We start from the raw sequence: 22741 nt of genomic DNA on the forward strand, positions 1-22741 counted from the left end.
CGGAATTATAGCGGTTTTTTATTTATATATGAATTAATCTTCAGGAATTATATAATACCTTTCCATCTACATTTACATGGATAAGCAACCATTTGATCATTTCTTTCGTATATTATCTCAAAAAGGAGTGATTCCCCTATGCATTGGCAGCAAAAAATACCGTACTTAATCGGACGCCCTATCGGCATTTCCTTCATAAATGGGCAAGGAACTTCTGGTGTATTATGTTCAGCGCATGATGGTCAATTATATGTGTATGAATACCTTTATCAAGCTCAGTTTGCAATGAAACATTATGATTATAGACAGATTCAAGATATACATGCATTCCCAAATTGTCCTCACCAAAATCCTCTATACTAAAAAAATCGGAACGGCTCATAGCCATTCCGATTTCTATACTTTATTTCTCAGAATAAAATTTCTGCACTGCTTCATCAAAATAAATCCAACCTTTCCAGCCCAAATGAATCGTATCTTTTAAGAAATACTTATCATATTCATGACCAGAGAAATCAATTACTGGATATCCTGCTTTCTCAACCTGTTCTCGAACTTTTTTATAATACACTTCACGGCGTTCTTTCGGGAAGCCAGTATAATCATACCAAGGCCCATTTACAGGTACAGAAATAAAGAGTGGTTTGACATTTTTCTCTTTAAATAACTCTAAAATAATTTGTAAATCATCGTATTCTGGTGATTCATCATATGTTTCATTTGCTCTAAAGTTTTTTAAACCTTTTAGTTTTTTCTTCAGATTATTCTTATGATAATACGGATTTTCAATTCCGAATGTATTTGTAGTAGACTCAGCTTTCCCTTCTTGTTCTGCGTGTTTACGTGCGTCTTCCCAAGAAATTGAACGAAGTCCGATATTTGTTTTCTCCTTCATCGGTTCGATTTTAAATAAAGAGTTAAATATATCTCTATGATCTAAAATATTTCGATGCATATAAGCAAGTGGTTTAACTAAACCTGCTTTTATGTTATGTTTCGTATCATTATATACAATACCTTCTAATGAATTTTTTAATATATCATCTTCTTGAACAACTTTATAATCTAATAGCCGTTTCGCGATTTGCTTTTTCATTTCTGGATTTATCTTATCATTAAAAATAAAATGATATGCTTGTTGTTTGGAGAAATTATTAGTGAAATCCCCTTGTGAGACACCAGTCTTTGTAAACCATTGTGGTGAAAGAACAAAGACTACTTTTTTACCTTCTAATTCATCCATAGTAGATGTCATATTTAAAATATGAGCTAAACTTTGTGTACCGCCAGTTCCAATTAAAAACGGTGTAAAACCAGCTGGATTTACTTTGAAATAATTAGACGGATGATATGCATCCATTCGTAAAAATTCTGATGAACCGTACATCGGTAAATACTGTGAATTCTCTAACATTTTTTGCTGTAAGAAAACACTTTGTAATTTCTCTTTTTGTAAAGAAGTTGCCGCATCTTCTACCTTCTTATCACTAATAAGCGATACTAAACTTTTCGATGGGATTAGAATGATAATGAAAAAAAGCACACATGCTAAAATTATAGGACCAAAAGCATGCTTCATTTTCATCTTCTGTCCCTCTTTCTATCGTTATTAAATTGTAACCCTTGTTTTTGACACGTCATCTTTTCTCTCCTTTGTCTCTATACATGTCCCATTCTATTTATCTATTATATACATGTATGTATTTCCTTCCTTGTTCTATTAAGCCCTATATAAATAGCGCAAGAAAATGTTTCCATAGAAACATGTTAATTATACAAGATTCTACATAAATTTCACACTGGAATTTTAGTAATAATTTTATTTTTTAACAATAAAAAAACATATGAAATGTCTAGAATTCTTCGGATGATGTATGAAGTTCAAAATATGATAATAAACGCCCGCTATGATTAACTTCATGAGTATATATAAACCCGAGCTTTCGTAAAAGTTTTTTCGAGCTCTCATTTGCTACTTTAACTCTAGCAATTATTCTTGTTACATTCAAAGTCTCTATTGCATATTTAATGGAAGCCTCTGCTGCTTCTAATGCATACCCATTCCTCCAATGTTCTGGGTCAAGGAGATACATAATTTCTATTGCACCTGTTTCATCTACCTTTCTTAAACCACAATGTCCTAAAAGCTTTCCTGTTTCACTATTAAATAACAACCATACCCCGAAGTCATACTGTTCCCAATGTAAGATAAGTTGCCCAATATAATCATTTGTTTCTTCCTTCGACATTCCTCTTGATTTAGCCAACCATTTGCCAACAGTATCTTTTTTTAATATGTTATAAAACTGATTAATATCTTCTACAATTGGTTTCCTCATAAATAATCTTTTTGTATAAATTACTTTCTCTTCTTCAAACATAGACATCATTTCCCCTCCAAATACTGTTTACAGACTAATAAATTATACCATGAACTATTTTTCTAACTTTAAATAAGAAAAACAGACTATCACATACATGAAGTCTGTTTCTCCATTCTTTTATTTTTGTACATCTGCCCATTTTAAACTTGTAGCTGGACCAAATTGATGTACATATAAATCTTTCACATATGGTTTTTGTAAGTAAGATAATCCGCGCTGGAATACCGGTGCAATTACTGCATCATCAAGTAGCATTTTTTCAGCATCTTGCATTGCTTTCCAGCGAGCCTTTTCATCATTACCTAATTCTGTTTTAATCTTCTTAATTAACGCATCATATTCTGGGTTTGCATATTCTGTATTATTGACGCTACTTCCAGAAAGGAATACTTCTAAGTAAGTCATTGGATCTGGATAATCTGGTAACCAGCGTGATAACGACATTTCATATTCTTTCTTCTTCTCAAGTGCTAATTTTTGCGTATGTGGTTGTAATTTCACATTCACTTTTAATCCTGGTAAGTTTTTCTCAAGCTGCTCTTTAATGTACTCTCCAACTTTTTTAAAGTTTTCCAAGTCATAATTTAATAGTTCTAACGTCACTTCATTTGTACCTGTCTCTTGTTTTGCTTTCTCCCAATATTCCTTCGCCTGTTTTACATTTGTCTTATTAAACTCACCAGCCGTACTTCTAAAATCTTTCTTATCTGGGCCCTTTAAAAATCCTTTTGGTACGTAATAGTTTGCTGCAACCGATCCATCATTTAAAAATGAATCTGCGAGTCCCTTCTTATCAAAAACTGTACTTAGCGCAAGACGTGCATTTTTATTTTTAAGAATCGGTACATTTTCATTAAATCGGAAGAAGTACATAACTGGATCTGTATATTGTTTTAACTCTTTATTATTTTTATATTTATCTACGAATTCTGTAGAAATAACAGCTCTATCAACTTTATCTGTTTCATATAAATTTACCGCAGTTGAAATTTCTTTTACAATTTGATAGTTTACTTCATCTAACTTCACTTCTTTTTTATCCCAATACTTATCGTTTTTCTTCATTGTAAAGCTAGCTTCATGCTTCCACTCTGATAATGTAAACGGTCCATTATATACCGCTTTATTTGCTTCTAATCCATATTTATCACCTTGCTCTTTCGCATATTTTTCGTTAATTGGATAGAAGGATGGTAAAATTAATAATTTCGTAAAATACGGTACAGGATGTTCTAGCTCTACGACGAATGTTTTATCATCCTTCGCTTTTACTCCTAATTCATCTAGACCTAGTTGTTTTTTATTTATCTTCTCAGCATTTTTTACATCGTACGCAATGTATGCATATTGAGAAGCAGTATCTGGATTTACCAATTGCTTCCAAGCGTATACGTAATCATGAGCGGTTACTGGCTCTCCGTTAGACCATTTCGCATCACGTAATTGGAATGTATATGTTTTTCCATCTTTACTCACTTCATATTTTTGTGCGCCGGCTTCAATTACTTCATCATTTTTCGATAGACGAAATAGTCCTTCCATTACGTTATTCAAAACGTTAAACGAGACTGCATCTGTTACTTTCCCTGAATTTAACGACGGAATTTCACCTGTTTCTAGTAACTGTAATACTTTCTTCTCATCTTTCGGCTTTGTTGCAGTTTTTTCTTTTGCGCAACCAACTAAAAATGAAGAAACTAATAGAGTACTAACTAATGAGTAACGAACAACTTTTTTCATTTAAAAACCCCCTTCTATTTTTAAGGTAAGTAACGACGAGCACCAGCGTATTCTTCTATATATCCTGGTGTATTTAGCGGTATAATCTCTACCGACCTTTCAGCTCTTGGTGAGTGAATCATATTGCCATCACCAATATACATTGCAACGTGATGGACACTACCTTTCCCTTGATCATGTGCAAAGAAAATTAAATCTCCTTTTTGTAGATTTTCTTTATCAACTGCAACCCCTGCTCTTGATTGCGGTCCAGAATCTCGCGGAATTGTAATGCCGTGCGATTTATAGATCGTATGTGTGAAGCCAGAGCAATCAAATCCAAAACCACTTGTACCAGCCCATATATACGGTAAGCCTAAAAACATTTTCCCTGTGTTAATTAAATCATTGGCCGCCGGAGTTGGAATATCAGTTTGAGATCGGTAAACTGTTCCATCATTTTTTCGTAGCCATGCTTTCTGACCATTTGGCAACAATACACGGTATGAAATTGTGTCTTCACTTAATAGCGGCAGTCTTGTATTATAACTGACTTCAAGTGATTTATGTTTTTCAGAAGGATTTATATATAAAATCGCTGTTGGTTTAGTTATTAAGACAAAAGGTTCATTTGTTTTATCTGCAAATTCTTGATTATATGTTAATTGTTTTTCAGGCATCCAGCCCGGATAACCTTCTTCATTTCGTGGTGTTGGCTGTCCATGCACTAATACCTTCACCCATTCGCCTTTCTTATCAATAACAGTTACTTCTTGACCGAGTAAAGCTTGTGTTTCTAATTTATTTGCATTTGTTAACCATAGTTTCTCGTCAAGTGTCATTGATTTCGTCCATTTCCATAGATCCACTGGATTTGTTGCACTCGGTGTATCGATTGGTCTTAATGAATCAAGTGCTGTCCATAACGTTGCAGCAGATACATCTATAAATGCTTTATTATCCTTCTTTTCTTCAGCATTTGCCGATGTAAACGATGAAAATATAAATAAAGTTGTTAAAAATGCAGTTCCTACTTTTTTCATATATATCCCCCTTAAAAGATAGTTTACTTGTCTCTTCTCCTAAGATTTACTATTCACTGTCGATTGAAGGTTTACTTTTGATCCAGAATAAGTCATTCCTTCTGGCTCTTCCATTAACCAAAGCGGTGCATCAAGATCAAAATAATGAATATTAGGATGCGCTGCCGCTAAATGCGCAACAGCACTAACGGAAAGTGAAGACTCCATCATGCTGCCCACCATACACTTCACACCAGCTGTTTCTGCGATATCAGCAATACGCCATGCTTCACGTATGCCACCACATTTCATTAATTTAATATTAATAAAATCTGCATATCTTCCTTGAACGAGCTTTAATGCGTCACTTGCTGAAAATATACTTTCATCGGCCATAATTGGCGTTTGCACACGATCTTTGACGTACTTTAACCCATCCCAATCTTTCGCGTGTACTGGTTGTTCAATAAATTCTATATTTAAATTACGATTTTCCATCTCTTGAATGATAGAAACCGCTTCTTTTGGACTCCAACCTTGATTCGCATCTAAACGTAATGTCGTATTTCTTGGTACCACATTTCGAATTGCCTCAATACGTTCCAAATCTAAATGCGCCTCTTTACCCACTTTAATCTTTAATGTTTGAAATCCTTTTTCTATATGTTTCTTCGCTTCTTTTGCCATTAATACAGGCTCATCCACACTCACTGTAATATCGGTATGAATTTCTTTCTTCCCGCCTAACAATGCATATAACGGCACATTTTGATATTGGCAATATACATCATATAAAGCGATATCTACCGCTGCTTTCGCACTTGAATTTCCAATACAACTCATTTGAATGCGCTGTAGTAACTGCTGAAATTGAATGATATTTTGACCAATTAAACATGAACGCATCGGCCCTAAAATCGCTTCTTCCATTCCGCTGGTGAAATCCCCCGTAATAACTGGCGTTGCGGCTGCAGCCCCCTTACCAATCACTCCTTCGTCTGTATGAATATAAACATCTATACTTTCAATTTCGGTTACAGTACGAAGCGCGGTTTTAAACGGTGTATGCAGTTTTACACGTCTACGATTTACTTTTACATCTGTAATTTTCATTTTGTTCATCCTTTCGTTCTCCAATGAAGTGAAATTTTAATCCACCGGAGGTTTATACCCACGGATTATTGGGTAAACCTATTGGGCATTTACTCTTCTATCTCTCTACTTTGTTTTCGTTTACTTTTAATGTAGGACGATAATGTGAAATAAAAAAATCCAGCCATAAGAATGATTCTTACGGCTGGATTTTGTCTATGATTGAGTAGACAAAGCAGCAATCTGATTATATTTTTTCTGTGCATCTTTTAGCGCTACAAGTAACGCTTTTTGAGAAGAACCGAAATATCGGTTCTTTACTTCCATTACTAACGCCGGGTCATTTATATTTTTATGTAGAAATAAATATTTAACAAATTGAGATGTTAATGCAATTGTCGCTGAGCAGTCTGCATCTACAATTTCCCCTGTATCCTTAACAAGTATAAATGCTACGAAATAGCTTTTAAACTTTTCAGTAATGGGATTATTTTGAGGTGCTTTCGCATCCCCTACGATATAAATTGTATTTGAAGCGTACACAGCTATCTTCCTTTCTTATACAAGGATAACGGGTTTCTTAATAGTCGTATGAGCGAGGAACTCAACGTTGATTAAAAAATGTATCCGCTTACCTTGTATTATAATATAATTGACAGAATTTTAACAACATTTATTTTAGTGCATATTCCATATTTATGAAAATAGCTTAAACTCTTTATTTCTACAATATGTGATTGTTCCTTGTACCATGACATTCATACATAAAAAACTGCACCCCCAATTGTTAGACGGTGTCTAACAATTGGGGGTGCAGTTCAATGGCTAACTGTTTTTATTACTTTGGCATCACAAATATAGTTTCATTTGACTTAGAAAATTGATACTCTTTTCTCGCTAACTTCAAAATTTCTTCCTCATCGTCTGTTAAATTTTCTATGTTAGTCTTTAAAGAATCTTTATCTTTCTTTAAAGATACTAATTGCTTCTTTTGATCCGTAATCGTATCTTTCTTTTTATCAATTACTTCTTGTTGTTTCGTTAAAATATATTGAACGTAAAGAGTAGTTGCCGCAATAAAAAGGACCATTAAAATAAGTCGCCTTAACTTCTTTTTATTTATCCTACGCTTGTCACTAGGTTGTGATAATTGCTCTGGTATATTAGGAACATTTACTCGTTTGAGTTTCCTCATTCAAATCCCCCTAACCCATATTTTTCACTACCATCGGCACGTTTTCTTACTAAATTAAATTCTATTCTTATAAAATAAACTCCTTCACAAAAATATCCCATAAATTAACCAATTAAAGATAGCATTCGACGACATTTCCATATTTACACCGTTTTTTTTTATACATGCTGCTATAAAATAGTAGTTTCTGTAATTCTTTTTCTACTATTGTAGAAGAGTTTTTTCACACAAAAAATTCCTTGCCCACATATCCATGTTATAACATGCTTACAAGGAGGAGAAATATGCATTACCGCACATTAGGTAAAACTGGAATAACTGTTTCTGAAATAGGTTTTGGCGCATGGGCAATCGGTGGTGATGAATGGGGACCTGTTAACGATAAACAATCTATAACCGCTATAAAAAAAGCAATTGAGTGTGGTGTGAATTTTATTGATACTGCGGATGTGTATGGTTTAGGACATAGCGAAAAGTTGGTGGCTACCGCGATTAAAGGACATCGCAATGATATTATCCTATCAACGAAAGGTGGTTTAATCGGGCATCACTACGACCCTAATGGAGTTCCTGTATATGATACTCCCGAAAAAATCATCGCCGTATTCGAAACAAGTTTACAACGTCTTCAAACAGATTATATTGATCTTTATTTTTGTCATATTTGGTGGCATAATCGTAGGGAAACAGAAGCATTTCTACGTGCATTTGACATATTAAAACGTGATGGCAAAGTAAGAGCAGTCGGTGTTTCGACTCATGATTTACAATACATTCATCATTTCAATAACAACAACGAAATTGATATCGTACAGCTTGATTACAATATATTAAATCGAAAACCAGAAAAAGATATATTACCATTTTTACAAGAGAAAAATTTAGGAGCTGTTATTCGTGGTCCATTAAAAATGGGCATTTTAACTGGAAAATTCACAAATAAAACAATTTTTCCGGATGGAGATTTACGCAAAGATTGGCCAAATGAAACTTGGTTTCAAGAAGACTTACAAACTGTAGAGAAACTTCGGTTGCTCTCAAATAAAAATCAGACCTTAGGGCAACTTGCACTTCGCTATGTACTCTCTCATCCGGCAGTAAGTGTTGTAATTCCTGGTGCCAAAACAGGAATACAAGCACAAGAAAATGCAAATGCATCTGTTCGCCCTATGTTGAGTGATGAAGAGCTTAACTATATTCATTCAATATAAAAAGCCCAATTCGGGCTTTTTAATTTGGGAAACTAATATCATACTCCATTCGCTTCGCTGTATCCTCCGCAACATGCACACCTAACAAGTTTTTCACAATATGAAATGCCATATTAATTCCAGCTGAAATTCCGGCAGATGTTATAATATGTCCTTCATCTACAAACTTTACATTTTCTATAACTTCAACATTTTGAAACTCATTTTTAAACTTTTCAATACTAGCCCAATGTGTTGTTGCTTTTAAACCTTCCAGTAAACCTGCTTTCGCCAGTAATAGCGCTCCTGTACAAACTGAAGTCATCAGCTTTACTTCTTTCATTTGTTGGCGAATCCATTTTATTACTATTTCATTTTTTATTTCATATTCTCTAGCACCTAGCCCGCCCGGAATTATTAAAATATCCACTGGTGGTAAATTTTCAATACTATAATCTGGCTGTACCTTCAATCCGTTCCTTGCTGTAATCATTTCCCCATTCTCGCTAACTGTATAAACAGTAAATGGTTTTTCCTCATTCACCTCAGTTACAGAAAAAACTTCAAATGGCCCTGCAAAGTCTAACACTTCTACTTCATTAAATAAAAATATACCAACACTCCATTTATTCATCATAAGTTCACTTCCTGTTTCAAATGATGTAATAGATGATCATATCCTTTTTCTAATGCAATATCATACGCTGTTTTCCCATCATTTTTCTTTATCATCTTATTAGCTCCATTTTTAAGGAGTAACATAATTATTTCTTCATTTCCTAATAATGCCGCTTCGTGAAGTCCTGTCCAGCCACCACTTTGCATAATATTTACATCTAATCCTTTTTCAATTAAGAAAGCAACATGTTCACTTTGCTTGTTCGCAATTGCTGCTTGCAAAGGCGTATTTTCATTTTCGTTTTTCGCTCTACTATGTATATCTGCACCACTTTCTAAAAGAAAACTCGCTATTTCTTTCTGTCCAAAATAAGCTGCTAAATGAAGTGGTGTCCATCCATCTTCACTACATTCGTTAACAATACTTGGACTCGCCTTTATAAACTTCACTACTTTTTCCTTATTACCACTTATAACAGCTTGTGCTATTGATTGTAAATGCTCCATAATAATCTCCCATTCTTCAAAATATTTAAGCATCTCCTTCTACATGTTCTATTCATTATTATATTTTCCTTTTAAAACCTTAAGTTTACATAATAATATTATATATCACTTTTTTGTGCTTAATGCTGAATAGCAATAATGTTAAAAATACTGCCTTTAAACAATGAAGACCATGATTTCATTAGAGTGACTGAAAAAGCAAGCAAAAAACTATACACATAGTTTTCATCATATTTGTTCAGTTGCATGAACTAAAACAGGTAATGTTTATTCTGCTATTTATGCTTTCAACATATCAAATAATATTATTCCAATAAAAAACAATCCATTTTAAAAATGGATTGTTTTTTATTTCTGTTTTATGCGGTTTATTTTATTTTTGTATTTTCAATGATGAAATAATTATATTTACAAAAATGAAACGCTACTATCTTAGCCCCTCTTATAGTAAGTTTTTCGTTCGAAAACAAAAATATAATTTCACCTTACAATTGAAAAAACATATGTAAAAGTTTCTAAAACAGCTGCCTTATCATACTAATCTATAGCAATTCTGTCTTCTTCCCTTACCTGTTTCCTTTAACACATACGATTTTAAAACTAGCGCCGTTAATGCATCTGTTAATGTTTTATATGATAAATTTGATAATGCCAATAGATCGTTCGTATATAACATTCTATGCTTCTCTAATAATAATAGTACTAATCGTTCAGATGGTTTTAATGCCTCATCACTTTCTAGTATAAAGTCTATATTTTTCATTTCTCTAATTACTACTCCTTATATAAAAAAATACTTTAGGTGCTAATTTAATATAAAAATAATACATAACAAAATTTGAAATATATTAAAATAACATTGTTTTAAAACACTATTATACTATAACATATAAAAAGCATTTCCCGAAATAGGAAATGCTTTTTATATTGGTTATATAATTCTTCAAAAACTACATTTAAAAACGGTTAGTCATTCTCTAAATATGAATGACTAACCGTCTTCCAGCTTCTTCTCAATTAACATGTTTTACCTTAAATATTTCTTGCAATATGTGGCTTACTGTAATGACTTGTTCCACCGCCACCTACTACTACTTTACCACCTTTTTCGAAAATTAATAATTTACTTGAACCATCTGCAAGAAGCACTATTACTTCAGCATTATTACTTGTTGCTATATAAATTACATAACCACTCTTTGATATACAAGTTTCCCAATTCGCATCAAATTCTGATCTTACTACACGATTTGAATACACTTGATTTTCAATTCTATCTTGTTCTACGTTTTCCAAATTTATTCTCCCCCTTCCCTGCATAGTTATATATATTAAAATAGCACCATCTAAAATAGTGACCGATTTTAACATAAATAGTATATGTAATTAGTAGGAGAATGCTTGGACAATAGAAACGAAATAGACTTCGGGAATTTTACAATTGAAACTTCTCTTTAATCATTTCCGCTACTTCTTTTGCACTCAAATACGTGTTATTAATTTTTATATACTCTTCTTTTTCAATTTCACCATGAAGAGAGTTTAATCTATGCATTTTCATCGTTTCTTTCAAATTATTTTCAGACCACTCAATATCTCTTTTTTTCGGTTTATGTTCTAATCTATTCGGGCTTTTATTTCGTTCTAATCTTTCATCTAATTCCGCTTCCAGCTCTACAAAATACACTGTCCCACCTTTTGATTCAAAAATATTTTCTACATGATGTATATAATCCCAATCCTCTTGGAGGTCAAATGCCCATATATACGTAAAAATCATTCCAGATAAATCACTTTTAGATACTTCTTCAAATATTTCATTACGAAATAAACTTACTAGTCTTTTTGCTTCTTTCGTACTGTAATCAAAAATTGGACTTACTAAATCAATTGTCATGTGGTTATGAAAAAGTTTTAAACCAGTTAATGTTGCTAATTCTTGCCCCACTGTCATTTTCCCAACTGCTTGTGGGCCAAATATTAATATAAGTTTCATTTATTTCCCTCCAATCTTTCTCTATAAACCATTACATAAAATAAAAAATAAGACAGCCGATTTTAAAACGATTGCCTTATTTTTTATTCATAGTTTTAGTTCTATTCTTTTCGCACAGCTTCAAAAGTAATCATTTGATTTGCATTTGACGGTTCTTTTTCATAAACATATTCAGCAGAGCAAGTAATGTTTGAGAAACCTATACTTTCTAAAAGAAGTATAAACTCTTCTATTCCATACCAGCGCAGCGCAAAGCGTTGTAATTCTGTTTGTACTAACTGTCCTTTACTCCACTTTTCATATTTCAAATATGATACAGTAACTTGGTTCAGCCAATCTATTTCAATTGATTTATTTTCTAATGTGATTCCGTCTCCGCTTGGCAAAGAGAAAGTCGATGTATGAATTTCCCCAGTCTTCCATTTATGCGGGAGCATAATATCCACGATTAATCGTCCACCTGGATTAAGATGTTCATAAAAACATATTAATGCATTTATAGAATCCAAACGATTTTCAATTAAACAAAAAGATCCAGTAGGAATGATAATTGCTTCATATTTATGCGGAAGTGAAAATTGTTGCAAGCTTCCTTCATATAAATTAGGATGTAAGCCTCTCTCTTTACAGCGCTTACGGCAAGAATCTAGCATTTCAGGTGAATAATCTATCCCATCCACTTTAAAACCAGCCTCTAGAAGCGGAATGATGACACGCCCTGAACCTACTGCGGCTTCGAGGATTCTTCCTCTACAATCTTTTAAACGTTCTTTGTAATACTCAATATCACCATTTAAAGAATAACCGACTGGTTTTGTGTAATCATACAGTTCCGTACAAAGTGTACTATAAAAACTAAACATTTATTTTCTCCTCCGTTTTTACGTACGGAAGATTTCAATTCAACTAATCTTCCTGTACCTCTAATTTTAATGAGATTTCGAAAGAGCTGACTATCATAATATATCACTCACTTTCCATAGAATATAATGATATTGTATTACATACCCTTCCAATTTGAAATATAAAAATTAAAAATTCAGACTACAAATTAAAGAGCTTACTTTAGTAAGCTCTTTAGAAAAAATATTTATTTCACAATCGGCAATGTCACTTCACTTAATTTCACTGTAAGTTTCGTGCCAGCTTTCGGTCTAATTGTATAATCATAATCACTTGCAATTAAAACAACTCCGATTTGATGCCCCACTTTAAATACATAATCATCTGGCTGCATATCCCATGTAAATGTATAATCTTTGCCCGCTTGAATCGCTGTTGAATTTTCTATACTCTTTACGTTTTGTGGATCCATCCAGCCTCTCGTTACGATTTCCGGCTTCGCTCCTCCATAGTCAACAAGTAACGCTGTTAAATTTGATACAGATCGATCAATATTTCCTGTAATTGAAATCTTTGGTGTACCACTTATACGCGTATCTTTTTGCAGTACAGGCATTGTATATACTAATCGATTTGCTACTTCTAATTCTGGATTTGCTACTAATTGGTTTGATTTTATTTGTGCATCATCTAAGAATGAGAAAACTTTATTAGCCGATCCCATACTTAGTGGCAAATTGACTGATTTATTGCTTAAATACATACGGATTTTTGAAGGTACAGCTGCTGGATCTGGCCAATTTTTTATCTTTTGCCACGTTTTATTTTCTCTTTGCACATCAACCATTGGTTCATCCATAATTCCATTTTCAATTCCGTACAACCAATAATCTAACCATTTATTTTGTGTTTGCTGCCAGTTATTACTTGATGTCCCACCATGACCACCTTGGTGTAGCCACATTTTACGCGGAACATTATTTTCTCCAAGTGCTTCCCACCATTGCGCGAACTGTTTCGTTTTAACATTCCAATCGTTTAAACCATGAACAACAAATACACTCGCTTTTACATTTTTAGCATCTTTTACATAGTTACGTTTATCCCAAAAATCATTATAATTACCTGTTTTTCGGTCTTGTCCAGCCGTTAACTCTTTTATAACTTGTCCGCAAACTTCAGGGTTTTCCCTTGTCAGTACTGCTTCTGCCATATTATCTGTATCTTCTCCTTGATATCCGCCTGGAGCAATGACTGCACCATTTGCACGATAATAATCATACCAACTACTAATTGCTGCGATTGGAATAATTGTTTTTAAACCTTCAACTCCAGTAGTCGCAACAGCATTTGGTAATGTACCATTATAAGAAACTCCAGTCATACCTACATTGCCTGTAGACCAATTTGCCTGAACTTCCTCACCCTGTTCTGTAAATGCTTTCGCGCGACCGTTTACCCAATCAATAACAGATTTTGTCCCAAGTATCTCTTGTTCATCTCCAGTTGTAGGGCATCCATCTGATTTTCCAGTACCGATACTTTCGCCTAAAATAACTGCATAACCTCTTGGCACGTAATAGTTCCCATACGAACCAAGATTAATCGCTCCATACGGTTTTCCTTCATACGCATACAATTCTTCATCTACATTATATACAGGAACATCTTTTAATCCAGATCGATATGGACTCATTTCATAAATAACAGGAACTTTCACATTCGGATCTGTCTTTGGACGCATAACTTTTATCGATACTCTGTCTTTCTTACCGTCTCGATCACTATCAACTTCTGTCTCTACATATAAATTTTCGATAATAGCTTCATCGAGAGAATAAATCGGTTTTGTCATCCCATTTTCTAATTCAATTTTCGTATTTTTAGTCTCTTCCTTCTTCTCTGCATGCACATCCATAGTAAAGCTAGGTATAATTGTTGCAGATAGCATTGCTGACAGTGTAATTGCCATTTTCTTTTTACTCAAAATATTCCCTCCCCTTATTCGTTCTCTTTTACTATATAACAAAATAACTGAAAATTCAGTTTTATTTTTATATAAAAGTTGAGAAACTCAAAGATTTCTTATTAAGTAAAATTTAATGGAGGTGTGAAATTATTTTCCCACTTCCTCCTTCTTTATAACGTGAAACTTTAATCAGCCCTCACCAATTGGGCGTTTACGATCAGCAGGGCCACTTCTTTGCTTTCGCTGAATTTTGAGGTGGGGTCTTACTGCCCGGCAAATAGCGGGATAAATAGAGAAAAAGACAACCGATATTTCTATCGCTTGCCTTACATTCCATTTATTATTTTTCTAACTCTTTAAAGGTATCTTTCAAGTCTTTATCCGATACCTTTATATCTGCATTTTTAAGCAGTTCTCTAGTAACTTGTTGATGGAATTGAGGATCTTGTATACGTTGCTGTTCTAATTCTTTACGAATATTATCTTTCTCTTCCTCATACGGTTTAAGCTCTTTTTTATCCGTTAGCTTAATAATATGATATCCGAAAGAGGATTTAACAGGTTCACTCAATTGACCAACTTCTAACTTATACGCAGCATCCTCAAATTCTTTCACCATCATACCAGGTCCAAATTCAGATAGTTCCCCACCTTTTTCTTTAGAACCTGGATCCTCTGAATATTGTTTAGCCAATGCCGCGAAATCTTCGCCACTATTTAATTTTTCTTTAATTTCTTTTGCTGTCTTTTCATCTTTTACTAAAATATGGCTAACTTGAAGCTTTGGCTTATAATGATCTTTAATATCTTTTTCCGTTACGGTTGCTTTAATAGCTTTTTCAAAAGCAAAAGTAAGCTTTAATTTCTCTTTCAACTGAGCTTCATTTTTCACACCATTGGATTCCATATATGTATTAAAATTATCGCCCATCTTGTCTTTTAATTCTTTTATTTGTTTCGTTACCTCTTCATCCGTAACTTTATATTTATCATTTAATACTTTCTCTACTACCATTTCAGATAAATTCTGTTTACCGTAGTTTTCTTTTAATTTTTTGTTAAAATCACTTTCTGAAATGCTTCCTGATTTTGTCGTTACAATATTATCTGATGAACCACATGCAGATAAAGATAACGTCATACCCATTAAAATGCTACCAATTACTAATTTCTTTCTTTTCAAATCTGAATACCTCACTTCATTAAATTCAAATATAACTATGTAAATATAACGTTTTCCTGTGAACTTCACGTGAATTTAATGAAAGTAGAACATTTGCTAATTCTCCATTTAATACATCAATTTTGAAAATTATGGTGATTCATCCTATATCGCTAATCTCTAAAGCTGCAAAAAGGACTAATATTTTCATTAGTCCTTTTTCACATTTATATAAAATTGAATTTCTCCATCTATAGAGGAAACTCCATATTCAAAACCATGCCTTTCTAAAATACTTTTCACTATCGCTAAACCTAATCCTGTACCTGATTTTTCTTTACTACGAGAAGATTCTAGTACATAAAAAGGCTCCCAAATTTTCTCGATATCCTTAATTTTATCCGTAGGAATGCCATTTTTTATTTGGAAATATATACTTTTATTTCTATCTTCTAATGTAATTATTATGTTTTGATTTGCTGTATATTTTATCGCATTAGAAATTAAATTTTGAAACACCATTCTCATTTTATTTAAATCTGCATAAACGATTGTATTGCCCGCATTACAATTTACTTGCAAGTTAATTTCTTTCGAATCCAGTTCAATCTGATGCTTATCTAATATACTCTGAACCAGTGGTTCAATGGGGAATTCTTCTTTTTGTAAAATATCTCTTTCTAGTTTAGAAAATCGTAATAGTTCTTCAATTAAGTTTGATATTTGATCTGTTTGTTTAATAATTGTATCTACATAAGTCCCATCATCTAATCCATCTTTAATCCCCATAGAGTATGCTTTTACTAATGCGATCGGTGTCTTTAATTCATGCGTTACATCACCCATAAATCGTTTTAAATGTTCATTACGATCAGTTAAGTCTTGATGTGCTTCATGTAGTTTTTCACTCATGATATTAATACTATTGGCCAACTCTCCTATTTCATCATTCGTTTTCACTTTCGTTCTTTTAAACTGCAAATGTGAAATATCCTGAGCCACATCACTTAACTCTTTCAGTGGTGTCGTTATTATTTTTGAAAGTATCCACACAAGTAAAATAATAAGAAGGAGCGAGAAACATAGGATATATAAGTAAAATGTATTTAACGTATTTATAATTTCATTTGAATTCGCAATGGAAGTCCCAATTAAAATTATCGTATCATCTTTCGCAATATATTTAGCAAAAAAACTCGCTTTTACCTTTCCTTGATCGTACAGTTTATTCGATTGCCCTTCCGTCTTCACTTTCATAACTTCGTCTTTCGTAATCCAAAGCTTATTTAACGTTACTTTCTTTTTCGTAAGTTGCATGCGTAACGCGTCGTTCATAGCATCTTCTGACTGATTAATTGGCGTATACACAATTGTAACGTTATTTTCACTTTCAATTGTATGAATAACATCTTCTAAATCATTGACTGGCGCATTTTGTATTTGAGTTGTAAATTCATTTAAGTTTTCACGTGTTTTATAAATATTATATTTCGGCAGGAGAAAGTTAATTAATAATAAAGAAATTGTAAATATAAGAATAACGGTTAAAGAAATGCTGAGAAATAGCTTTTTCCCAAGTTTATTCACTTTGTTCCTCCAAACTATAACCCAGCCCACGATGCGTCTTAATAATATTTTCTCCAATTTTTTTACGCAGCCTTCTTACATGTGTATCAACCGTTCTCTCTTCTCCAAAATAGTCAAATCCCCATACAATGTCTAACAATTTTTTACGAGTTAAAATAGTTCCTTTATGATTTAAAAAGCATTTTATTAATTCGAGCTCTGTTTTTGTAATTTCTAACTCTATATCATTTTTATATACTTTATTTTTGGCAAAATTTATCTTTACATCTTGTACTTGAATAATATCATCATGCTGAATAAGTTTTTTCGCTCGCGTAATTAGTACTCCTGGATGAAATGGTTTTTTTACGTACTCATCTGCCCCACTTTGAAGCGCTGCTAATTCATCTTCACTTTCACTTTTCGCCGTAAGCATTAATACTTTTACGCTTGAATTCTTTTTTATTTCCTGACAGACAGTAATACCACTATGTTTCGGCATCATCCAATCCAAAATAGCTAAATCAATTTTTTCATCATAAAATATTTGAAGTGCTTCCTCTCCGTCTTTCGCTAATAATACTTCAAAGCCTTCTTTTTCAAAATAAGCTTTTAAAATCCTTAACATATCTTGTTCGTCATCTGCAATTAAAACTTTCATATTTTTTCCTCCATTGCTTTTAAACAAAAACCAATTGTATCATACAACATCTTTGTTACATGAATGTGACAGAAAAATATTTAAAGCTTTTGAGGGGATAGTAATGGTGAGGTGTTGTACTATGATAAAAAAAATCGGGGTCATTTCTCTTCTTCTATTTCTATTATCAACAAATGCGTTCGCAAATACAAATCAACAAATTGAAGTATTTGATTGTCAAAAAGAAATGGTCATTCAAAAGCAATCTTTAGATCCAGTAATCCAAAAAGAAGCAGTTCAATACGCTAAATCAATTACTGGTCCATTTAAAAACTTAAATGTCGTTCCAAAAGATGGCTATATGATAAAAATCCCTTTATCTAAGCCGGTTTCTATTACTAATCAATGGTTACACACTACAATAGACGAAATACTTATACTACTCCCACTAAAAGAAAAGCCTTATATTATGCTTTATGATGATGAAAATAATCCGCATTTTTATTATGTAAAAGGTAAACCAGGATTATTATTGAAACACATGAAGGTTAAGTTATAATGTAAGAAAGATCCCACAAATATGATTTGCGGGATCTTTCTTTATCAATTAACAATTTGATTTTCATTTAAAAAATGAATAACCTGTCTTTTATGATGGTTATCATGATCTACAAATTCTTTAATAATATATATAAGAGAATATGGCGTTCCGGTATGAGGACAATGTGATACTCCATTGGCCGTTAAAGGTTTCTTTAGATTTCCAGCAGATAGTAATCTAAGTTCTTTTACGAGTAACTCTCTTTTAGCTTTTGCTTCTTCAAGAAGTTTCATCTTAGATATACCGGATTTGGCATAACTAGATGCTAGTTTATTATATGTATCAAAATCAGGGAACTCCATTCCCTTCCCATCTCTCACTGATGATAATGTCTCACGTAATAGATAGTCATCCCAGTTCATAATATGAGATATTATTTCGCCAATAGTCCATTTCCCCTCTGATATTGGTGCCACCCACAATTCCTCTTTCATACCTTTCAATGTATTTATCCAAATTGAATATTCATTGAAATCATTAATAATTTTATTTTCTCCCATCATCCAATTCTCCATTCTAATATTAGATTCTTATAAATTATAACATCAATCTACACGAAACAGAACAAAAGTTCTGTTGGAGAAGTAAACAATAATTCACTATATCCTTTTATATAAGTTCAAATAATGGCTCACTCCCATATATTTTGTCCCTTTCAGAAATCCACTCGAAGTATAAAATTTGTCACCCTGTACTGTATCTGTATTTAAAACAACAATATTAAAATGTTTTTTCGCATCGTTTATAATTCTCGCTAATAATAACCTCCCTAATCCTTTCCTTCGGTATTTTTTTGCAATATAAAATCTCCTTATCCTACCAATCTTATTGTTTATTGTATATGGATCCTCATTTAACCCTCCTATTCCAATTAACTTTTCCCCTTGAAAAATCCCATATAAGCATTCACCAGTTTTATTAAACGTGTTTATTTTATTTTCATATTCACTTATTAGTTTTATTAGGAAATAAAATCCTTCGTCTTTGCTTTCCTGAACAAGATAATCGTGTTCGTATATCATTAAATCTTCAATTTGTTGAATATGTATATCTTTCAAGTAAATCTCCCCTTACTATGAAAATACATAAAAATGCTCTAGAATTTTTGATTCTGAGCATTTTTATGATTGTTATCTTATTCAATTCGTAGTATGTGTATTCTTCACTTTAGATATAAATCGATAATATAGTTGTTTAATTCTTATTTAACTAAAGCATCTGTTTGTTTAAGTGTATACATTCACATTTATATTTTCTCTCAAATATACTATCAGTTTATATATTCCCCATTCTTCTCTAACAGGTTCAAGATAAATTGTAATTTGTTAATCAATATGTTTGTGTAACCACTGTTCAAATATTTTTAACTGTTCTTCAGTATGAAGGTAATGTTCACCCGTCTCCATAACTTCTAATTCACAACAATGTTTTTTTGTAAAATAGTTAATAGTTTCAAATTCGCACAGTTCATCCTTAGCTCCGTACATAATATATGTATCTGTATTCCATGTACTAATAGGATGCTCTTTTACATAGCATAAATAATCCCAATATAACTTTTGACCAATAGGTGTCTCTATAGTCATTTCTTTTTGTAAAAGCTCCGGTGTTACATTAAACCATTTCATCATATTTTCTATAATTCGTTCCATATTAACTACTGGTGATAAAAATAATGCCTTTTCTATCACATCATTTTGAAAAGCTAAAAGGCTAAAATATGCTCCCATACTACATGCAAACACGTTTATTTCTTTCCAATGTTCTTTTGCGTAGTTCATAATTATAGATAATTCATTAACACAAAACTGTACTTTACAAGGAGTGTTATCATTCTTTCTTTCTCCATGCTCAGGTAAATCAAAGCTTAATACTTGATAACCTTTTCGATCGGCTTCTTCAGCTAATATTTGAATAACTACATCTTCCTTATTTGACATATTTCCATGTACTGCAATAAAAATTTTTTCACTCTTATCTCCCCACAAAACCGCAGGAATATTACTAATTTTAAAATTATTTTTAAGCATATTCCCCTCCATAAAATAAGACATATAGGACTCGAAAAAAATGCACACACTTTATTTATCTCTGTACAGCAGGCAGTATCCGCTTTAAATCTATTAAATCATCTATTACTATATCAGCCTGAGCAAGTTCATCTTCTTGCGCAAAATCAAAATTGCATCCAATTGCCAGTAAACCGTTGTCTTTCGCTGCATTTATATCAGATAGCCGGTCACCAACTACGGCTGCCTCTTTTATATCATATTTGTTCATAATACTTTTAACTAAGTCACCTTTATTTAGCGATTGTATTTGTTCGATACTAAACGTTTCAGTCACCCACTTGTCTAAAGCATAATAAGTTACGATTGCTCGTAAATATTCTTTCAAACCATTACTAGCAATGTAAATTGAACAATTATTTTCTTTTATATATGTAAATATTTCTTTTACATTTGGATATAAAGCGCCTTTTCCGCTTTTTATGTTTTCAATTAGTCTATCTAAAAAATATGCATCTGTTTGTTCTCTTATTTCAATAGAATGTTCCGGTAATAAAGCTTCCCAAACTTTCGGTAGCGGCACACCCATAATTTCACGGTATTTTTCAATCGGTGTTACCGTATCCCATAATTGAAGTGATCTTAAGTGATCAAAAGTATCATCTAACGATAATTCTAAAATTTTATCTGTTTGAAATAATGTTCCATCCATATCAAAAATTAATGCTTGTAACATTCTTATCTCTCCTTTTGGACTATAGTTTTACCAGATATATTTTTAAGAATCTCAATAATAATTTCCGAGCAATAATTTGCAGCAGTTTTCGCGAAATCATCATAAGAAACTTGAGCTTCATCATCTGCACTGTCAGAAATACATCGTATAACAAGAAACGGTATATCATTTATGTAGGCAACATGTCCAATTGCTGCACCTTCCATTTCTGTACAATGAGGTGCGTATTCGTCTATTAATTTTGCCTTTAACTTTGAATCTTCAACAAAACATTCACCACTTACAATTCTTCCTTCGTGAGCTTGAATATTTGAACTATTACTGTTACATGCTTTACGTGCTAACTCTATCAATTCCTTACTTGCAATAAACTCCTCTTGAAACGGGAATAATTTTTTCATTTGATTTTTACTTACATCATGATGGGTAACATTAGTTGAAATAACTACATCACCAACTTTTACATCTGGATGTAATCCACCAGCAACGCCCGTATTGATGATAGAGTCTACATTAAATTTATGAATTAATGTTTGCGCACATGCAGCTGCATTTACTTTCCCTACACCAGAACGTGCAATAATTACTTCTGTTCCCATGAATTCTCCAATATAAAATGGCATTCCCGCTATTGTCTGTTCTTCTTGTATTACTAGCTTTTCTAAAAGTAAATCTATTTCAATTTGCATTGCTCCGATAATGCCGATTCTGTTCATGTATGTAGTCCCCTTTATTAATTAATCCCTTTAATCCTCTCTGACATAACCGACAATAAAAATTTCGGAAGTACAAGTTGTCTCTTTAATCTTTTCGGCTGTGAGAGTAACCTATACAGCCATTCAGTTCCAGTATCCCTCATTATTTTCGGTGCTCTTTTTACAGTACCAGATATTATATCAATCATTCCTCCGATACCAATAGATAGCGGAACGTTTAATGTTTGTATGTTTTCATAAATGAACTCTTCTTGTTTTGGTGAACCTAGTCCTACAAGTAATAAATGCGGCTTGAATTGCTTAATTTTCATTTTTATTTCTTCTATTTCTTCACCATTTACAAAGCCATGCTGTCCTTTAAACTGTGCTCCTGGGAACTGCTCATTTAATTTTTCTATTGCCTTTTTATTACTTTCTGGCACAGCTCCAAAAAGAAAGACACGATATTCATTGTCGTTACAATATTTTATTAAATCGTGAGTTAAATCCGCCCCAGTAACACGTTCTTTCAAAGTTCCTTTTAATATTTTCGAGCCAATTATGACACCAATCCCATCCGCTGTTATTAAATCCGCAGATAGTAACATCTTTTTAAACTCCTTTGATTTTTCCGTATTTTCCTTTGCAGACATAACAATTTCAGGATTTGCAGTTACTACAAACCTTGGTTTCTCTTGTTGTTCATGTAGCCAACCTTTTAATAAACTTATAGCTTTTGCATATTCTAAAGTTGAAAAAGGTATACCTTTTATAAATTGCTGATCCACTGTACTCTC

General features: G+C 32.6%; 26 protein-coding genes. 3 read left to right on the plus strand and 23 right to left on the minus strand.

The window, feature by feature from the left end; genetic code table 11:
* Nucleotides 1-138: 138 nt before the first annotated feature.
* Nucleotides 139-363, plus strand: coding sequence for a hypothetical protein (locus tag ACTL4X_RS14045; RefSeq protein ID WP_000558689.1), 225 nt, complete (start codon nt 139-141; stop codon nt 361-363).
* A 40-nt stretch (nt 364-403) separates the two neighbouring features.
* Here the strand turns inward: ACTL4X_RS14045 and dltD are convergent, their stop codons facing one another.
* The 7 genes from dltD to ACTL4X_RS14080 all read right to left on the minus strand — a co-directional run bounded on the left by dltD (nt 404) and on the right by ACTL4X_RS14080 (nt 7412).
* Nucleotides 404-1585 carry a D-alanyl-lipoteichoic acid biosynthesis protein DltD gene (gene dltD / locus ACTL4X_RS14050; protein WP_000782309.1) on the minus strand — a complete coding sequence of 394 codons (1182 nt, stop codon included), beginning with the start codon at nt 1583-1585 and terminating at the stop codon, nt 404-406.
* A gap of 268 nt (nt 1586-1853) precedes the next feature.
* On the minus strand, nt 1854-2387 hold the full coding sequence (locus ACTL4X_RS14055) for a GNAT family N-acetyltransferase (RefSeq protein WP_000061617.1): 534 nt from the start codon (nt 2385-2387) through the stop codon (nt 1854-1856).
* 114 nt (nt 2388-2501) lie between these two features.
* Nucleotides 2502-4124: a peptide ABC transporter substrate-binding protein gene (locus ACTL4X_RS14060; protein WP_000758260.1), complete on the minus strand. Its 1623-nt coding sequence runs from the start codon at nt 4122-4124 to the stop codon at nt 2502-2504.
* Between the two features lie 20 nt (nt 4125-4144).
* On the minus strand, nt 4145-5146 hold the full coding sequence (locus ACTL4X_RS14065; protein WP_000755413.1) for a C40 family peptidase: 1002 nt from the start codon (nt 5144-5146) through the stop codon (nt 4145-4147).
* 39 nt (nt 5147-5185) lie between these two features.
* On the minus strand, nt 5186-6247 hold the full coding sequence (locus ACTL4X_RS14070; RefSeq protein ID WP_001038463.1) for a dipeptide epimerase: 1062 nt from the start codon (nt 6245-6247) through the stop codon (nt 5186-5188).
* 186 nt (nt 6248-6433) lie between these two features.
* The gene (locus tag ACTL4X_RS14075) at nt 6434-6760 is read right to left on the minus strand and encodes a DUF3870 domain-containing protein (RefSeq protein ID WP_000271312.1); all 327 of its coding nucleotides are present in this window, start codon (nt 6758-6760) and stop codon (nt 6434-6436) included.
* A 295-nt stretch (nt 6761-7055) separates the two neighbouring features.
* Nucleotides 7056-7412: an FtsB family cell division protein gene (locus ACTL4X_RS14080; protein WP_001228727.1), complete on the minus strand. Its 357-nt coding sequence runs from the start codon at nt 7410-7412 to the stop codon at nt 7056-7058.
* A 284-nt stretch (nt 7413-7696) separates the two neighbouring features.
* Between ACTL4X_RS14080 and ACTL4X_RS14085 the strand changes: the two genes are divergently transcribed.
* Nucleotides 7697-8623: an aldo/keto reductase gene (locus ACTL4X_RS14085; RefSeq protein WP_000559357.1), complete on the plus strand. Its 927-nt coding sequence runs from the start codon at nt 7697-7699 to the stop codon at nt 8621-8623.
* Between the two features lie 19 nt (nt 8624-8642).
* On the opposite strand, the gene ACTL4X_RS14090 is transcribed toward ACTL4X_RS14085, so the two are convergent.
* From ACTL4X_RS14090 to ACTL4X_RS14135, 10 genes are all read right to left on the minus strand, one after another.
* Entirely contained in the window at nt 8643-9239 is a 597-nt protein-coding gene (locus ACTL4X_RS14090) for a DJ-1/PfpI family protein (RefSeq protein WP_000981423.1), read from the minus strand.
* The gene (locus ACTL4X_RS14095; protein ID WP_000400679.1) at nt 9236-9727 is read right to left on the minus strand and encodes an ankyrin repeat domain-containing protein; all 492 of its coding nucleotides are present in this window, start codon (nt 9725-9727) and stop codon (nt 9236-9238) included. Before ACTL4X_RS14095 ends, ACTL4X_RS14090 begins: the two co-directional genes overlap by 4 nt.
* Before the next feature lie 532 nt (nt 9728-10259).
* A complete protein-coding gene (locus ACTL4X_RS14100; RefSeq protein WP_000789029.1) occupies nt 10260-10490 on the minus strand; it encodes a hypothetical protein in 231 nt (76 codons plus the stop codon).
* A gap of 269 nt (nt 10491-10759) precedes the next feature.
* The gene (locus tag ACTL4X_RS14105) at nt 10760-11023 is read right to left on the minus strand and encodes a hypothetical protein (RefSeq protein WP_000432421.1); all 264 of its coding nucleotides are present in this window, start codon (nt 11021-11023) and stop codon (nt 10760-10762) included.
* A 139-nt stretch (nt 11024-11162) separates the two neighbouring features.
* Nucleotides 11163-11723 carry an AAA family ATPase gene (locus ACTL4X_RS14110; protein ID WP_000767065.1) on the minus strand — a complete coding sequence of 187 codons (561 nt, stop codon included), beginning with the start codon at nt 11721-11723 and terminating at the stop codon, nt 11163-11165.
* 101 nt (nt 11724-11824) lie between these two features.
* Nucleotides 11825-12586: a class I SAM-dependent methyltransferase gene (locus tag ACTL4X_RS14115; RefSeq protein ID WP_000490912.1), complete on the minus strand. Its 762-nt coding sequence runs from the start codon at nt 12584-12586 to the stop codon at nt 11825-11827.
* Nucleotides 12587-12813: 227 nt separating this feature from the next.
* The gene (locus ACTL4X_RS14120) at nt 12814-14553 is read right to left on the minus strand and encodes a Xaa-Pro dipeptidyl-peptidase (RefSeq protein ID WP_000038293.1); all 1740 of its coding nucleotides are present in this window, start codon (nt 14551-14553) and stop codon (nt 12814-12816) included.
* A gap of 322 nt (nt 14554-14875) precedes the next feature.
* Nucleotides 14876-15718 (minus strand): peptidylprolyl isomerase PrsA, encoded by an 843-nt coding sequence (locus tag ACTL4X_RS14125; protein ID WP_002164522.1) that lies wholly within the window; start codon nt 15716-15718, stop codon nt 14876-14878.
* Between the two features lie 189 nt (nt 15719-15907).
* Entirely contained in the window at nt 15908-17284 is a 1377-nt protein-coding gene (locus ACTL4X_RS14130) for a sensor histidine kinase (RefSeq protein ID WP_001037260.1), read from the minus strand.
* A complete protein-coding gene (locus ACTL4X_RS14135; protein ID WP_000865979.1) occupies nt 17277-17924 on the minus strand; it encodes a response regulator transcription factor in 648 nt (215 codons plus the stop codon). The genes ACTL4X_RS14130 and ACTL4X_RS14135 overlap by 8 nt, the downstream gene beginning before the upstream one ends.
* Before the next feature lie 121 nt (nt 17925-18045).
* On the opposite strand from ACTL4X_RS14135, the gene ACTL4X_RS14140 reads away from it, so the two are divergent.
* Nucleotides 18046-18462 (plus strand): hypothetical protein, encoded by a 417-nt coding sequence (locus ACTL4X_RS14140; protein WP_000591766.1) that lies wholly within the window; start codon nt 18046-18048, stop codon nt 18460-18462.
* Nucleotides 18463-18506: 44 nt separating this feature from the next.
* On the opposite strand, the gene ACTL4X_RS14145 is transcribed toward ACTL4X_RS14140, so the two are convergent.
* The 6 genes from ACTL4X_RS14145 to ACTL4X_RS14170 all read right to left on the minus strand — a co-directional run bounded on the left by ACTL4X_RS14145 (nt 18507) and on the right by ACTL4X_RS14170 (nt 22732).
* The gene (locus ACTL4X_RS14145; protein ID WP_000504410.1) at nt 18507-19004 is read right to left on the minus strand and encodes a DinB family protein; all 498 of its coding nucleotides are present in this window, start codon (nt 19002-19004) and stop codon (nt 18507-18509) included.
* Between the two features lie 99 nt (nt 19005-19103).
* A complete protein-coding gene (locus tag ACTL4X_RS14150) occupies nt 19104-19562 on the minus strand; it encodes a GNAT family N-acetyltransferase (protein ID WP_000651656.1) in 459 nt (152 codons plus the stop codon).
* Between the two features lie 267 nt (nt 19563-19829).
* Nucleotides 19830-20534 (minus strand): alpha/beta hydrolase, encoded by a 705-nt coding sequence (locus ACTL4X_RS14155; protein WP_000916865.1) that lies wholly within the window; start codon nt 20532-20534, stop codon nt 19830-19832.
* A gap of 55 nt (nt 20535-20589) precedes the next feature.
* A complete protein-coding gene (locus ACTL4X_RS14160) occupies nt 20590-21249 on the minus strand; it encodes an HAD hydrolase-like protein (protein WP_000938422.1) in 660 nt (219 codons plus the stop codon).
* A 2-nt stretch (nt 21250-21251) separates the two neighbouring features.
* The gene (locus ACTL4X_RS14165) at nt 21252-21965 is read right to left on the minus strand and encodes a 5'-methylthioadenosine/adenosylhomocysteine nucleosidase (protein ID WP_001079719.1); all 714 of its coding nucleotides are present in this window, start codon (nt 21963-21965) and stop codon (nt 21252-21254) included.
* A gap of 17 nt (nt 21966-21982) precedes the next feature.
* A complete protein-coding gene (locus tag ACTL4X_RS14170) occupies nt 21983-22732 on the minus strand; it encodes a WecB/TagA/CpsF family glycosyltransferase (protein WP_000372656.1) in 750 nt (249 codons plus the stop codon).
* Between the last annotated feature and the right edge of the window lie 9 nt (nt 22733-22741).

Origin of the sequence: Bacillus sp. RE35 (assembly GCF_052146655.1) — a bacterium.
Lineage (GTDB): Bacteria > Bacillota > Bacilli > Bacillales > Bacillaceae_G > Bacillus_A > Bacillus_A cereus.

What these genes read in the sequence shown, in the direction of transcription:
- ACTL4X_RS14140 (WP_000591766.1), top strand. Translation starts at nt 18,046, where the DNA reads ATGATAAAAAAAATCGGGGTCATTTCTCTTCTTCTATTTCTATTATCA.
- ACTL4X_RS14085 (WP_000559357.1), top strand. Translation starts at nt 7,697, where the DNA reads ATGCATTACCGCACATTAGGTAAAACTGGAATAACTGTTTCTGAAATA.
- ACTL4X_RS14060 (WP_000758260.1), bottom strand. Translation starts at nt 4,124, where the DNA reads ATGAAAAAAGTTGTTCGTTACTCATTAGTTAGTACTCTATTAGTTTCT.
- ACTL4X_RS14080 (WP_001228727.1), bottom strand. Translation starts at nt 7,412, where the DNA reads ATGAGGAAACTCAAACGAGTAAATGTTCCTAATATACCAGAGCAATTA.
- ACTL4X_RS14100 (WP_000789029.1), bottom strand. Translation starts at nt 10,490, where the DNA reads ATGAAAAATATAGACTTTATACTAGAAAGTGATGAGGCATTAAAACCA.
- ACTL4X_RS14115 (WP_000490912.1), bottom strand. Translation starts at nt 12,586, where the DNA reads ATGTTTAGTTTTTATAGTACACTTTGTACGGAACTGTATGATTACACA.
- ACTL4X_RS14065 (WP_000755413.1), bottom strand. Translation starts at nt 5,146, where the DNA reads ATGAAAAAAGTAGGAACTGCATTTTTAACAACTTTATTTATATTTTCA.
- ACTL4X_RS14110 (WP_000767065.1), bottom strand. Translation starts at nt 11,723, where the DNA reads ATGAAACTTATATTAATATTTGGCCCACAAGCAGTTGGGAAAATGACA.
- ACTL4X_RS14055 (WP_000061617.1), bottom strand. Translation starts at nt 2,387, where the DNA reads ATGTCTATGTTTGAAGAAGAGAAAGTAATTTATACAAAAAGATTATTT.
- dltD (WP_000782309.1), bottom strand. Translation starts at nt 1,585, where the DNA reads ATGAAAATGAAGCATGCTTTTGGTCCTATAATTTTAGCATGTGTGCTT.
- ACTL4X_RS14160 (WP_000938422.1), bottom strand. Translation starts at nt 21,249, where the DNA reads ATGTTACAAGCATTAATTTTTGATATGGATGGAACATTATTTCAAACA.
- ACTL4X_RS14095 (WP_000400679.1), bottom strand. Translation starts at nt 9,727, where the DNA reads ATGGAGCATTTACAATCAATAGCACAAGCTGTTATAAGTGGTAATAAG.
- ACTL4X_RS14070 (WP_001038463.1), bottom strand. Translation starts at nt 6,247, where the DNA reads ATGAACAAAATGAAAATTACAGATGTAAAAGTAAATCGTAGACGTGTA.
- ACTL4X_RS14165 (WP_001079719.1), bottom strand. Translation starts at nt 21,965, where the DNA reads ATGAACAGAATCGGCATTATCGGAGCAATGCAAATTGAAATAGATTTA.
- ACTL4X_RS14135 (WP_000865979.1), bottom strand. Translation starts at nt 17,924, where the DNA reads ATGAAAGTTTTAATTGCAGATGACGAACAAGATATGTTAAGGATTTTA.
- ACTL4X_RS14045 (WP_000558689.1), top strand. Translation starts at nt 139, where the DNA reads ATGCATTGGCAGCAAAAAATACCGTACTTAATCGGACGCCCTATCGGC.
- ACTL4X_RS14155 (WP_000916865.1), bottom strand. Translation starts at nt 20,534, where the DNA reads ATGCTTAAAAATAATTTTAAAATTAGTAATATTCCTGCGGTTTTGTGG.
- ACTL4X_RS14145 (WP_000504410.1), bottom strand. Translation starts at nt 19,004, where the DNA reads ATGGGAGAAAATAAAATTATTAATGATTTCAATGAATATTCAATTTGG.
- ACTL4X_RS14090 (WP_000981423.1), bottom strand. Translation starts at nt 9,239, where the DNA reads ATGATGAATAAATGGAGTGTTGGTATATTTTTATTTAATGAAGTAGAA.